Source organism: Janthinobacterium sp. 61 (genome assembly GCF_002846335.1).
In the GTDB taxonomy this organism is placed as follows: Bacteria; Pseudomonadota; Gammaproteobacteria; order Burkholderiales; family Burkholderiaceae_D; genus Janthinobacterium.
In genome coordinates this window covers 4,335,368-4,347,901 of record NZ_PJMQ01000001.1, presented here as the reverse complement: position 1 = coordinate 4,347,901, position 12,534 = coordinate 4,335,368, and the positions used below count along the sequence as shown (strand labels likewise).

The 12,534-nt window shown below is 58.8% G+C and carries 9 protein-coding genes, 2 tRNA genes and 1 rRNA gene; 10 read left to right on the top strand and 2 right to left on the bottom strand.

Annotation, left to right across the window (positions count from 1 at the left end; genetic code table 11):
* Nucleotides 1–75 precede the first annotated feature (75 nt).
* Complete coding sequence (locus CLU92_RS19670) at nt 76–1,134, bottom strand: helix-turn-helix transcriptional regulator (RefSeq protein ID WP_180338545.1); 1,059 nt, start codon at nt 1,132–1,134, stop codon at nt 76–78.
* A 187-nt stretch (nt 1,135–1,321) separates the two neighbouring features.
* On the opposite strand from CLU92_RS19670, the gene CLU92_RS19665 reads away from it, so the two are divergent.
* The 7 genes from CLU92_RS19665 to CLU92_RS19635 all read left to right on the top strand — a co-directional run bounded on the left by CLU92_RS19665 (nt 1,322) and on the right by CLU92_RS19635 (nt 8,773).
* Nucleotides 1,322–2,203: an N-acetylmuramic acid 6-phosphate etherase gene (locus CLU92_RS19665; RefSeq protein WP_101483262.1), complete on the top strand. Its 882-nt coding sequence runs from the start codon at nt 1,322–1,324 to the stop codon at nt 2,201–2,203.
* 45 nt (nt 2,204–2,248) lie between these two features.
* Nucleotides 2,249–3,547 carry an MFS transporter gene (locus CLU92_RS19660; protein ID WP_101483261.1) on the top strand — a complete coding sequence of 433 codons (1,299 nt, stop codon included), beginning with the start codon at nt 2,249–2,251 and terminating at the stop codon, nt 3,545–3,547.
* A 91-nt stretch (nt 3,548–3,638) separates the two neighbouring features.
* On the top strand, nt 3,639–5,300 hold the full coding sequence (locus CLU92_RS19655; protein ID WP_101483260.1) for a glycoside hydrolase family 10 protein: 1,662 nt from the start codon (nt 3,639–3,641) through the stop codon (nt 5,298–5,300).
* A gap of 94 nt (nt 5,301–5,394) precedes the next feature.
* Nucleotides 5,395–6,342, top strand: a complete 948-nt coding sequence (locus CLU92_RS19650) for an N-acetylglucosamine kinase (protein WP_243857898.1) — start codon at nt 5,395–5,397, stop codon at nt 6,340–6,342.
* Nucleotides 6,343–6,372: 30 nt separating this feature from the next.
* Nucleotides 6,373–7,173, top strand: a complete 801-nt coding sequence (locus CLU92_RS19645) for an N-acetylmuramoyl-L-alanine amidase (RefSeq protein ID WP_101483258.1) — start codon at nt 6,373–6,375, stop codon at nt 7,171–7,173.
* Between the two features lie 83 nt (nt 7,174–7,256).
* Nucleotides 7,257–8,159 carry a LysR family transcriptional regulator gene (locus CLU92_RS19640; RefSeq protein ID WP_101483257.1) on the top strand — a complete coding sequence of 301 codons (903 nt, stop codon included), beginning with the start codon at nt 7,257–7,259 and terminating at the stop codon, nt 8,157–8,159.
* Entirely contained in the window at nt 8,159–8,773 is a 615-nt protein-coding gene (locus CLU92_RS19635) for a M15 family metallopeptidase (protein WP_101483256.1), read from the top strand. The genes CLU92_RS19640 and CLU92_RS19635 overlap by 1 nt, the downstream gene beginning before the upstream one ends.
* Nucleotides 8,774–8,785: 12 nt before the next feature.
* Here CLU92_RS19635 and CLU92_RS19630 read toward each other — a convergent pair whose 3' ends face one another.
* A complete protein-coding gene (locus tag CLU92_RS19630) occupies nt 8,786–10,165 on the bottom strand; it encodes a sodium-dependent transporter (RefSeq protein WP_101483255.1) in 1,380 nt (459 codons plus the stop codon).
* A gap of 495 nt (nt 10,166–10,660) precedes the next feature.
* Between CLU92_RS19630 and CLU92_RS19625 the strand changes: the two genes are divergently transcribed.
* The 3 genes from CLU92_RS19625 to CLU92_RS19615 all read left to right on the top strand — a co-directional run bounded on the left by CLU92_RS19625 (nt 10,661) and on the right by CLU92_RS19615 (nt 12,450).
* Nucleotides 10,661–12,191, top strand: a 16S ribosomal RNA gene (locus CLU92_RS19625).
* An 81-nt stretch (nt 12,192–12,272) separates the two neighbouring features.
* A tRNA-Ile gene (locus CLU92_RS19620) sits at nt 12,273–12,349 on the top strand.
* A 25-nt stretch (nt 12,350–12,374) separates the two neighbouring features.
* A tRNA-Ala gene (locus CLU92_RS19615) sits at nt 12,375–12,450 on the top strand.
* The last annotated feature ends 84 nt before the right edge of the window (nt 12,451–12,534 follow it).

The window sequence follows — 12,534 nt, the reverse complement described above, 5'->3', positions numbered from 1 at the left end:
AAGTTATCGAAATGCAGGGGAATTGATGTCGCCAAACATGATTTCAGACTCCGGAATGGCGATTCCGGAGAGGATTTACGCGGAAATGGCCCTGGCCGCCTGGCCAGATTGGACCCGGAAGCTGGCGGGCGTCTGCCCGGCAACTTTCTTGAAGGTAGAGTAGAAGGTGGAACTGGAATTGAATCCGCAGCGCTCGGCAACGATATCCAGGTTCAGTTGCGGCTCGTCGGTCAATACCTGTTTCGCTTCGGCGATACGGTATTCGTTGACGTAGGTAGTGAAGCTCTTGCTCAGCTTGTCATTCAGCACCTGCGATACCTGCGCCTGCGTGCATCCCGCCCGCTTGGCCAGTTGGGCCAGGGTGAGGTTCGGATTCAGATAGGATTTCTGCCCGCTCATCTGCTGTTCCAGCGCAGCGAGCACGGCAAGCGCATCTTCGTGCGTCAGGCGGCTATTCTGGTACTTCTGCTTCGGGTCGGCAGACGTCGAGGTTTCCTTTCTCAGCAGAAAGACCATGACCGCGACATGCAGCGAGAAGGTGAACGACAAGGCGCCGACAATATAGGACGTGAACGGCGTGCTCGCGTACGCCGCCAGCATGACACAGCTGCCTGCAAAGACGCTCAGCGGGAGCACGCTGCTGGTGGCCATCCGCTGTCCGTCGTTCAGCCACGCATGGCGGCTTTGCCAGAGCAACTTGGCAGTTGCCAGCAGGTAGCATAGCCAGAACACATGAATGGCATGGCTCGACAGGTCCCACACGGGACGATACGCGGAATACGGAAAGGCAACGCCTATGCCTATCAGCAGGAAGGACAAGCCGAGATGCCAACGCCATTGTTGGCCGGCAGGCAACTGCGCCAGCCCGGCCAGGAAAGAGCGCACATAGAGATAGGTCAAGGGACCGATCAGCAGGCAGGCCGACAGGCCCAGTTGTCGGAATTCAATGGCGATCGCAGGGTTGAAGAAGAGGAAAACGGATTTGGCGGTGCGCACCCCGACGGCAAGCAGCAATGCACCCAGCATGCAGTCGGCGAGGCAGCGAGGCCGGCGGCTGAAAAAATAGACGGCCAGAAAAATACCGTTGATGGCGCCAAGAGCGCTAAACAGGAACAGCAATTGGCGAGCGATCATGGGGCGTGTCGTGGATGTTGGCGTCGAGCTGAAGTATAGACACAAACGGGAGCGTATCGAAGTACAAGTAGCACCCCACCTTCCTGCACTAGCCATAAGCTCCCGTTATGCCCACCTGCCAAGCTTTCATGGTTGATCTCGCTGGTTGGTATTAAACTGGTTTCACCTTCAACCATGTTCTGAAATCATGTTGAAAACTGAAACCCCGAGCCGGCGGCATCCGGATCTGGATCTGTACCCGGTAGAGCAATTGGTAGCGGCCCTGGTCGATGACCAGTTCTGGGCCGTCGAAGCCGTGCGTCTGGCGTCGCCGCAAATCGGGGCCGCCATCACGGCCGCCCTGCCCCGCATCGCCGCCGGCGGACGCCTGCTGTATGTGGGTGCGGGCACATCGGGCCGCCTGGGCGTACTCGACAGTGTTGAACTCAATCCCACCTTTTCCTGGCCGCCCGAGCGGGCCGTCGCCATCCTGGCCGGCGGGGCGGGTGCCATGTTTGCGGCCGTCGAAGGGGCGGAAGATGATGTGGAGCAAGGCGAGCGGGATTTGCTGGCCCTGCAGCCGCAGGCCAATGATGTGGTGATCCTGCTGGCCGCCTCCGGCGCCACGCCGTATGTGCTGGGCGCGCTGCTGGCTGCGCGCACGGCGGGCGCCCTGACCATCGGCATCGCCAATAATGTGGATGCTCCCGTGGCGCACGAGGCGCAATGCGGCATCGTGCTCGACACGGGCATGGAAGTCATTTCCGGCAGTACGCGTTTGAAAGCGGGCACGGCACAAAAAATCACCCTGAACACGATTTCCAGCGCCCTGATGGTGGGTTTGCATAAAACTTACGGAAACTTGATGGTAGACTTGAAGCCGACCAACGCCAAGCTGATCTGGCGGGCGGTGCGTCTGACCATGCATGCCACCGGCGCCAGTGAGGCGCAGGCCAGGACCGTGCTCGAGCAATGCCACTATCACGTCAAGGTAGCGATTGTTGCCTTGATCAAAAAAATCAATACAAACCAGGCACAGGCATTGTTGGCCGGCGCGGACGGCAGTGTGCGGGCGGCACTGGCGGCCTGATCCGATGGCGCGGCATTCTTCTGTCTGGGAGACAAAGAAGGATGTATGGAGCTAGCGAAACAAACCGCCCCGGCGCGCACGAATAAGCCGTGGCTGTGGATCCCCTCCCTGTATTTCGGCCAGGGCATTCCCTATGTAGTGGTCATGACCTTGTCCGTGATCATGTACAAGAACTATGGTTTTTCCAATACGGATATCGCGCTGTATACCAGCTGGCTGTATTTGCCCTGGGTCATCAAGCCCCTGTGGTCGCCCTTCATCGATATGTACCGCACCAAGCGCTTCTGGATCGTCGGCTTGCAACTGGTGATCGGCGCTGCGCTGGCGCTGGTGGCCCTGACGACGTCCCTGCCGCATTTTTTCCAGATCAGCCTAGCCATCTTCTGGCTGATGGCCTTCAGTTCCGCCACGCATGATATTGCCGCCGACGGCTTTTACATGCTGGGCCTGGAAGAACACCAGCAAGCGGCCTTCGTCGGCGTGCGCAGCACGTTTTACCGTCTGGCGATGATTGCGGGCCAGGGTGGTCTCGTGTTTCTGGCCGGCTATTTGACGCATGCGACGGGCAATGTGCAGCTGGCCTGGTCCGTCGTGTTTGCGATTTTGGCCGGCCTGTTCATCGCCCTCTTCCTGTATCACTATTTTGTCTTGCCGAAACCGAAGGAGGACCGCCCCAGCATCCAGGGCGCCGGTATTTCTCCTATGCAAGAGTTCGTCGCCACCTTTGCCGCCTTCTTCAGGAAGAAGGATATTCTCGTCATCCTGGGCTTTTTGCTGCTGTTCCGCCTCGGCGAAGCGCAACTGTTGAAGTTGGCCGCACCCTTCCTGCTTGACCCCGTCGCCAAGGGGGGGCTGGGCCTCAGCACGGAACAGGTGGGCCTCGTCTACGGCACCATCGGCGTAATCGCCCTGACCCTGGGGGGCTTGCTGGGCGGTTACATCATTTCCCGCTTTGGCTTGAAACGCTGCCTGTGGATCATGGTGCTGTCCGTTCACTTGCCCGATCTGGTGTTTGTCTACCTGGCCAGCGCCTTGCCCAGCAGCATCTATGTGATCGCCAGTGGCATTGCGCTTGAGCAATTTGGCTATGGCTTCGGTTTCGCTTCCTATATGTTGTACATGATCATGGTTTCTGACGGCGCGCATAAAACGGCCCATTACGCCATTTGCACGGGTTTCATGGCCCTGGGCATGATGCTGCCAGGTATGGCGAGCGGCTGGATACAGCAAATGCTTGGCTACCAGCATTTCTTCATCTGGGTTTGCATCGCCACCATTCCTGCTTTCATCATGGCAGCGCTGGTCAAGATCGATCCCGAATTCGGCAAGAAGGCCGAGGCCTGATTCTTTTGAACCGTGCGCCCGCAAGGATGGCGGGCGCACAGTAAAATGCCCGCACCGATAGACCTGCGCTTCACCACTGCAAGGAATTGTTTTGTTGTCTACTTTCAAAAAACGCCTGGGCGCCACGGCTGGCGTGCTGGCCGCGCTGGCCACCGCCACATTGCTTAGCAGCTGTACCAGCACCAAACTGCCCTCCGCAGTGACGCCGGGCGAAGCGGGTTTGCCGGCCGTGCCGCCCGTGCAGCACATCACGGGCGAAGTGCCGCCGCCGGCGCCGCGCGAATTCCGCGCCGCCTGGGTCTCGACGGTCGCCAATATCGATTGGCCCAGCCGCAGCAATTTGCCTGTCGCCAAGCAGCAAGCCGAGGCGATCGCCATCCTCGATCGTGCCAAGTCCTTGAATCTGAACGCGATTGTGCTGCAGGTACGGCCCAGCGCCGACACGATTTACCCATCGCAGCTGGAGCCGTGGTCGGAATACCTGACCGGCAAGCAGGGGCAGCCGCCGTTGCCCATATATGACCCGCTGGCTTTCTGGGTGGCGCAGGCGCATGCGCGCGGCCTGGAATTGCACGCCTGGTTCAACCCCTACCGGGCCCGTCACGCGACGGCCAAGTCGCCGCTGGCACGCGACAGCTTCGCTTCCACCAATCCGGCATCCGTCAAGCAATACGGCCGCTACCTGTGGATGGATCCGGGCGATGCCGCCGCCTCGAAGCACACGACGGACGTGGTACTGGACGTGGTGCGCCGCTACGATATCGATGGCGTGCACATCGACGATTACTTTTATCCGTATCCGATCGACGCGCCCGGCGCCGGTGCGGGAGCCGAGACGGCCGCGCTGGACGCGGGCAATGGCGGCGCCAAGCGCGAACTGCCGTTTCCCGATGAGCCTTCCTGGCAGCAATATCTGCTGGCCGGTGGCCAACTGGACCGCCCTTCCTGGCGTCGCCAGAACGTCAACCAGCTGATCGAAGCGTTATACACAGGCATCCACCGCGAAAAGAGCTGGGTGCGCTTCGGCATTAGTCCGTTCGGCATCGGCCGTCCCGACCGCCGCCCTGCCGGCATCGTCGGCTTCAGCCAGTACGACAAATTGTATGCGGATGCGGAACTGTGGCTGGCCAAGGGTTGGCTCGATTACCTGTCGCCGCAGCTGTACTGGCCCGTGGCGCAGGCGCCGCAAGCGTTTGGCGTGCTGCTCGACTATTGGCTGGCGCAAAACCCGTATGGCCGCCACGTGTGGCCGGGTTTATATACGAGTCGGATCGACAATTCTGCCAAGTCCTTCACGCCACAAGAGATTATCAAGCAGATCGAAGTGACGCGCACGCGCCCCGGCGCGAATGGACAAGTGCATTTCAGCATGGTGCCGTTGATGCAGAACCGCAAGGGTGTCAGCGAGCAACTCAAAGCGACCGTGTATCAAAGCCCAGCCCTGATTCCCGCTACGCCGTGGCTGGGCAAGGAAGCACCGGGCACGCCTGTGCTGGCCTTGCGCCGCGATTCCAGCAGCCTGAACGTCAAATTGGCGGCGGGGGGCGGCAAACCCGTGGCCCAGTACGCCGTCTGGGCCCGCTACGGCGAAGACTGGCGTTTTACCGTGGTCACAGGTGTACAGGGCGAGCTGACCCTGGTCGATGACGCCACTGGTAAAGTCAACGCGGTGGTGGTCAGCGCCGTGGACCGTCTCGGCAATGAAAGCCCCCGCGTCACCGTGCGCGAACCGTTTACGGCCCCCGCCAAATAATTGTTGCCGGCGCACCGGCAGTCCATAACCTGCAGGCATGAAACATGCGCAAGCTTTCATGCCTGCAAGCTTCGCTTGGCTTTACACTCATGCCATGATTTCCTTCCCTACAGCCAATAATGCAGTGCCCGTGCTGGGCCTGGGCATTGACGCGGGCGGCACGCAGACGCGCTGGGCTCTGGCCACCGTTGACGGCGCCATTGTGGCCGACGGCACAGTGGAAGGCTTGTCTGCCTTGCAAATGAGCAGCGATGCGGGCCGCTCAGCCGTGCACGCCACGTTTGCCCGGCTGTGCCAGGCCGTGCTGGCTGTTGGCCAGCCGCGTGCCGTGGTGGCTGGCTTGACGGGCTTTGGCGGCGACGATGTTGTCCTGGCGCAAATGCTGGCCACCCTGCTGGCGCTGGACGCCGCCCACGTCAGCGTGGGCAACGATATCGACATTGCTTATCGCGACAGTTTTGAACCGGGCGAAGGTTATCTGGTCTACGCTGGCACGGGTTCGATTGCCGCCTGGATCGATGCGGACGGCGGGTTTCATCGCGCGGGCGGGCGCGGCGTGCTGCTCGACGATGGCGGCGGCGGTTACTGGATCGCCCGCGAAGCCTTGCGCCATATCTGGCGCCGCGAAGACGAGGCACCCGGTAGCTGGCAAAGTTCGCCCATGGCCCAAGCCGTGTTTGCGCAACTGGGCGGCAGCGACTGGTCATTGTCGCGCGCCTTCATGTATGGCCAGGACCGGGGCGCTATCGGCCGGCTGGCGCTGGCCGTGGCCGCCAGTGCGGAAAGCGACCCGTTCGCGCTGGATATCTTGCAGTGCGCGGGGCGGGAACTGGCGCGCCTGGTGCTGGCCCTGACGGCGCGGTACGGCCCCCGTCCCGTGGTGCTGGCGGGGCGGGCGGCGCAATTGCACCCAGCCATCGCGGTTGCCATGCGCGCCGCTTTGCCGGTATCGTTGATGATGGAGCAAAAAGTTGCCCGTTCGCATGAGGCCGCAGCCAAGTTGGCAGCCAGGACGGCCAGCTTGTATGCCGGCAAAGACTGATTATTTTATTAACCCGACCATGGATCTTGCATGAAAAAAATCGCCCTCGCCCTGCTGGTGGCCCTGCTCTCCGCCTGTACCACGCCCGCGCCGCATCTCGACCATAGTTTGACGGCGCGCAGCCAGAGCCCGCGCGTGAAATTCATCGTCCTCCATTACACGGTCAGCGACTTGCCGCGTTCGATCAAGATCCTGACAGAACAAGTAGTCAGCAGCCATTATTTGTTGACCGACACGGACAAGCCGAAGTTTTACGTGCTGGTCGACGAATCGCGCCAGGCCAATCACGCGGGTGTGAGTAACTGGAAGACTTATACACAGTTGAATGTCAGCTCGATCGGCATCGAGATCGTCAACCCCGGCTACAAGGACACGCCGGAAGGCCGCCTCTGGTATCCCTTCCCGCAGGCACAGATTGATGAGTTGATTCCGTTGTTGAAAGATATCCAGGCACGCTACAACATCGCGCCGGAAAATATCCTCGGCCACAACGAAATCGCCCCGCAGCGCAAGCAGGATCCGGGCCCCCTGTTTCCATGGCGCCAGCTGGCCGATGCGGGCCTGATCGTCTGGCCCGATGCCAACCGTGTTGCCGCGCAGCGCCTTATTTTTGAGCAGCAAGTGCCGGACGCCGTCTGGTTCCAGAAGAAGCTAGCCCAGCACGGTTACGCGACGCCGAATACGGGCATCTTCGACGAAGCGACGCGCAATGTGCTGATCGCCTTCCAGATGAAATACCGCAACACATTGTTTGACGGCACGCCCGATGGCGAAACGGCGGCCTTGCTGGAAGTGCTGACGACGCTGGCGCCGGCTGTTGCAACAAAGTAGCACGGCCGTTCCAACCCATGACTTTTTCTTATATGCTGAACGTTGACGGCCCAAGTGGCCACGGCAAGGTAAAGGAATAGCTCATGCGGCTGCGTCATATCGAAGTGTTTCATGCCATCATGCAAGTTGGCACCATCAGCGGCGCGGCCCAGGTGCTGCATATTTCGCAGCCGGCCGTGACCAAGGTCTTGCAGCACTGTGAGTTGCAACTGGGCATGCCACTGTTCGAGCGCGTGCGGGGCAAGCTGTACCCGAAACCGGAGGCGCACCGCCTGTTTGTCGAGACGGAAAAGCTCAACCGCGATTTATTGGGCATCCGCCGCCTGGCGGCCAGCCTGAAGGGCCATGCGGTGGAGACCATCCGTTTGGTGTCCACGCCGACGCTCGCCATCAGCGTCTTGCCGTTTGCCATGACGGAGTGGCGCCGCGACTTTCCCCACACGCGTTGCCAACTGGCCACCCACCACACGGGCGAGATCGTCAATACCCTGCGCCTTGGTGAAGCGGACCTGGCCGTATCGCTGCAAGACCCGCGCCATCCGGGCATCGTGGCCGAACCCATTGCGCACGGTGTCATGACGGTGATTGCGCCGACCGGCACCTGGCAGGGGGCAGATTGCGGCACGCCGTTGACGGCGCATGGTTTGAATGGCGAGCTGATCGGCCATGCGGACAACGATCCGCTGGGCGAACTGGTGGTGGCCGCTTGCGAGGCGCAGGATATCCACCCTGTCTTCAGTACCGTGGTGCAAACCTATCAAATTGCCCGCTCCCTGGTGGAAGCGGGCGCCGGCATGGCCGTGGTCGACCCGTTTACGGCCGCCTCCGGCTCGCCCGATCGCCTGCAGCGCCGTCCTTGGGCGCCGAGCATCCCCATCCAACTGTATTTATTGACGGCGAGCCACTCGCCGCTGTCCCATGGCGCGCGGCGGCTGGCCGACAGCATTGGCGTGGCGGCGCGCAACTGCCTGGAAAGAGGAGTCTGATGTCTGTTGCAAGTTTGCAATTGGAAGCGGTCGGCAGCGATCCGCAATTTCGCCACCTGAGCAGTATTGACGGCATCGCCGTCGACTTGCGCTACGCTACGCCCGACAATTTTGTCGGCCGCGATTTATATAACCCCATCGATTGCGCCTGGCTGCATCGCGATGCGGCCGCGGCACTGGAACAGGCCGTGGCCTGGCTGGCCGCGCATCGCCCCGATCATCATTTATTGGTGCTCGACGCCCTGCGTCCGCAGCGGGTGCAGCAGCAACTGTGGGATGCGCTGCAGGGAACGGAGTTGCTCGGCTATATCGCTGAACCATCGCGCGGCTCGATCCACTCGTTCGGCATGGCGCTCGACATCACCATCGTCGGACCTGACGGGCAGGAACTGGACATGGGCACGGGCTTTGATGACCTCAGTGAGCGCTCGCATCCAGCGCTGGAACTGGTTTTGCTGGAAAAAGGGGAAATTACGCAGGAGCAAGTAGAACACCGCCGCTTGTTGCGGGACGCCATGTTCCAGGCGGGCTTTTTTGGCATCAACAGCGAATGGTGGCATTTCGATTGCGGCGACCGGGTGCTGGTGCGCCAGACCTACACCCGGGTGCTCTAGTTACTGAAGCAGTTAGAAAACCTTCAAACCTTTCAGCATCACGATCAGGATCAGCACGGGCGAGACAAAGCGCAGCAGGAACAGCAGCACATGCGCCAGGGCCTTGTTCTGCAACTGTCCGTGATTGCCGATCGCATCGATGAAATGTTGCTTGCCCCAGGCCCAGCCTGTGAACAAGGCAATCGCGATCCCACCCACGGGCAGGAAGATATTCGACGAGACGAAGTCGAACAGATTAAACATGTTCAAATTAAACAGCTTGAAGTCCGCCAGGGTGCTGTTACTCAGCGCGCATACGGAACCGAGCATGGCCAGCAGCAGCATGGTCACAACCGTAGCCTTGGCACGTGTCCAGCCAAAGCGTTCATGGAAGATCACCACGGGCACTTCCATCAGCGACAGCATCGCGCCCGTGGCGGCGACTGCGGCCAGGATGAAGAACACCACCATCAGAACTTGCCCCATGGGAATTTGCGAAAACACGGCGGGGATGGTGATGAACACCAGCGACGGTCCCGCGCTGGGGGCGAAGCCAAACGTGAACACGGCGGGGAAGATGGCGATGCCAGCCAGCATCGATACACCGAGGTCGGCAGCCATCACGCGCAAAGTCGTGACGGGGATATTCTGATCATCGCGGAAATAGCTGCCGTAGGTCATCATCGTGCCCATGCCGACAGATAACTTGAAGAAGGCCAGGCCCATCGCGGTCAACACGACGGAAGCCGTCAGCTTGCTGAAGTCCGGGCGGAACAAAAAGGCCAGGCCTTCGCCCGCTTTATCCAGCGACAGGCTGACCGCACATAGCAGCAGTAGTAACAGAAATAGCAGCGGCATCAGCTTCTTGGCGATCGCCTCGATGCCCTTGGTCACGCCCAGCATCAGGATGCCGCCGATAAACAGCAGCACGCCCCATTGCCACAACAGCGATTGCAGGGGATTGCTGATCAGTGAAGCGAAGGCCGCTTCCGTCACCAGCTTGTCGCTGCTGAGGATGGAGCCATCGATGGCCTTGGCGATATAGGCAAACACCCAGCCGACCACTTCCGAGTAGAACGCGACGATCAGGAAGGCTGCGACCATGCCGATCACACCAACTAGCCACCAGGGCTTGCCCTTCGGTGCCAGTTGTTCCATGGTCGAGATGGGATTGACCTTGGCCCGGCGCCCCAGGGTAATTTCCGCGATCATCACGGGCAATCCCACTAATAGGGTGGCGAGCAAATAGATGAGCAGGAAGCCGGCGCCCCCATTGGCACCCGTCAGATAGGGGAATTTCCAGATGTTGCCGAGACCGACTGCGGAGCCGAGGGTGGCGGCGAGCACGCCGAAGCCAGTGGTAAAGCCAGCTCGTTTCAGGGTCAGGCCTGATCCTTGAGCTTGTTGTTTCATGGTGAATCTTCTATGGTTCTATATATAGGCAAGCGCCGTTTGGCGCGAAGGGGGCGAAATTGTAGCAGTTGCATGCAAAAGCTCCGGAAAAGCCTTGCTACTACTGGGGCGCTTTGCTATAGTTCGCCTCCCCGATGAGACGCACTAGTTTGCGGCACAAAAGGGACAGCCTTCCGGGGCTGGGTAGTAAAAAAAGAAGGTTGACGAAATGGCCGAAACGCTTCATAATCTTCCTTCTTCGCAGCTGACAAACACAACGCTTTGTCGATAGCGCGAAAGCAGTACCGATCACAGTTCTTTAACAATTAACAGTCGATAAGTGTGGGCATTTGATGTAAGTGCAGCAGTGATCTTCGGATCGCTGTAAAACTTAAAATATCAAATGTTCACAAGAAATAATGAAATAGGATACTTCTTCGGAAGTAGCCTGTCAGTTTTTTGAGTGAGCGACCCGTCGCAAGACGGTGCCAATAAAATGGCAAAGTAACAGAGATTAAACTGAAGAGTTTGATCCTGGCTCAGATTGAACGCTGGCGGCATGCCTTACACATGCAAGTCGAACGGCAGCACGGAGCTTGCTCTGGTGGCGAGTGGCGAACGGGTGAGTAATATATCGGAACGTACCCTAGAGTGGGGGATAACGTAGCGAAAGTTACGCTAATACCGCATACGATCTAAGGATGAAAGTGGGGGATCGCAAGACCTCATGCTCGTGGAGCGGCCGATATCTGATTAGCTAGTTGGTAGGGTAAAAGCCTACCAAGGCATCGATCAGTAGCTGGTCTGAGAGGACGACCAGCCACACTGGAACTGAGACACGGTCCAGACTCCTACGGGAGGCAGCAGTGGGGAATTTTGGACAATGGGCGAAAGCCTGATCCAGCAATGCCGCGTGAGTGAAGAAGGCCTTCGGGTTGTAAAGCTCTTTTGTCAGGGAAGAAACGGTGAGAGCTAATATCTCTTGCTAATGACGGTACCTGAAGAATAAGCACCGGCTAACTACGTGCCAGCAGCCGCGGTAATACGTAGGGTGCAAGCGTTAATCGGAATTACTGGGCGTAAAGCGTGCGCAGGCGGTTTTGTAAGTCTGATGTGAAATCCCCGGGCTCAACCTGGGAATTGCATTGGAGACTGCAAGGCTAGAATCTGGCAGAGGGGGGTAGAATTCCACGTGTAGCAGTGAAATGCGTAGATATGTGGAGGAACACCGATGGCGAAGGCAGCCCCCTGGGTCAAGATTGACGCTCATGCACGAAAGCGTGGGGAGCAAACAGGATTAGATACCCTGGTAGTCCACGCCCTAAACGATGTCTACTAGTTGTCGGGTCTTAATTGACTTGGTAACGCAGCTAACGCGTGAAGTAGACCGCCTGGGGAGTACGGTCGCAAGATTAAAACTCAAAGGAATTGACGGGGACCCGCACAAGCGGTGGATGATGTGGATTAATTCGATGCAACGCGAAAAACCTTACCTACCCTTGACATGGCTGGAATCCCGGAGAGATTTGGGAGTGCTCGAAAGAGAACCAGTACACAGGTGCTGCATGGCTGTCGTCAGCTCGTGTCGTGAGATGTTGGGTTAAGTCCCGCAACGAGCGCAACCCTTGTCATTAGTTGCTACGAAAGGGCACTCTAATGAGACTGCCGGTGACAAACCGGAGGAAGGTGGGGATGACGTCAAGTCCTCATGGCCCTTATGGGTAGGGCTTCACACGTCATACAATGGTACATACAGAGCGCCGCCAACCCGCGAGGGGGAGCTAATCGCAGAAAGTGTATCGTAGTCCGGATTGTAGTCTGCAACTCGACTGCATGAAGTTGGAATCGCTAGTAATCGCGGATCAGCATGTCGCGGTGAATACGTTCCCGGGTCTTGTACACACCGCCCGTCACACCATGGGAGCGGGTTTTACCAGAAGTAGGTAGCTTAACCGCAAGGAGGGCGCTTACCACGGTAGGATTCGTGACTGGGGTGAAGTCGTAACAAGGTAGCCGTATCGGAAGGTGCGGCTGGATCACCTCCTTTCTAGAGTTTGCACGAATCATGTAAATGATTCACGCATCAAATGTTCACACTTATCGGCTGTTAATATAAAGAACAGCATTTGGGGCTGTAGCTCAGCTGGTTAGAGCACCGTGTTGATAACGCGGGGGTCGTTGGTTCGAGTCCAACCAGCCCTACCAGTTTCTGCAGTCTGGAAATACCCTAGGGGGATTAGCTCAGCTGGGAGAGCACCTGCTTTGCAAGCAGGGGGTCGTCGGTTCGATCCCGTCATCCTCCACCAAAAGTTCAAACGTAAATCAGTGCTGATTAATGCGCCGGGATTTAGGTTTGGTCTTTTCGAGATCAAGTGCTGTATGTTCTTTAA

Excerpts from the sequence above, each read along its gene's own strand:
- CLU92_RS19670 (WP_180338545.1), bottom strand. The coding sequence starts at position 1,134 with ATGATCGCTCGCCAATTGCTGTTCCTGTTTAGCGCTCTTGGCGCCATC.
- CLU92_RS19665 (WP_101483262.1), top strand. The coding sequence starts at position 1,322 with ATGTTGAAAACTGAAACCCCGAGCCGGCGGCATCCGGATCTGGATCTG.
- CLU92_RS19660 (WP_101483261.1), top strand. The coding sequence starts at position 2,249 with ATGGAGCTAGCGAAACAAACCGCCCCGGCGCGCACGAATAAGCCGTGG.
- CLU92_RS19650 (WP_243857898.1), top strand. The coding sequence starts at position 5,395 with ATGATTTCCTTCCCTACAGCCAATAATGCAGTGCCCGTGCTGGGCCTG.
- CLU92_RS19645 (WP_101483258.1), top strand. The coding sequence starts at position 6,373 with ATGAAAAAAATCGCCCTCGCCCTGCTGGTGGCCCTGCTCTCCGCCTGT.
- CLU92_RS19640 (WP_101483257.1), top strand. The coding sequence starts at position 7,257 with ATGCGGCTGCGTCATATCGAAGTGTTTCATGCCATCATGCAAGTTGGC.
- CLU92_RS19635 (WP_101483256.1), top strand. The coding sequence starts at position 8,159 with ATGTCTGTTGCAAGTTTGCAATTGGAAGCGGTCGGCAGCGATCCGCAA.
- CLU92_RS19630 (WP_101483255.1), bottom strand. The coding sequence starts at position 10,165 with ATGAAACAACAAGCTCAAGGATCAGGCCTGACCCTGAAACGAGCTGGC.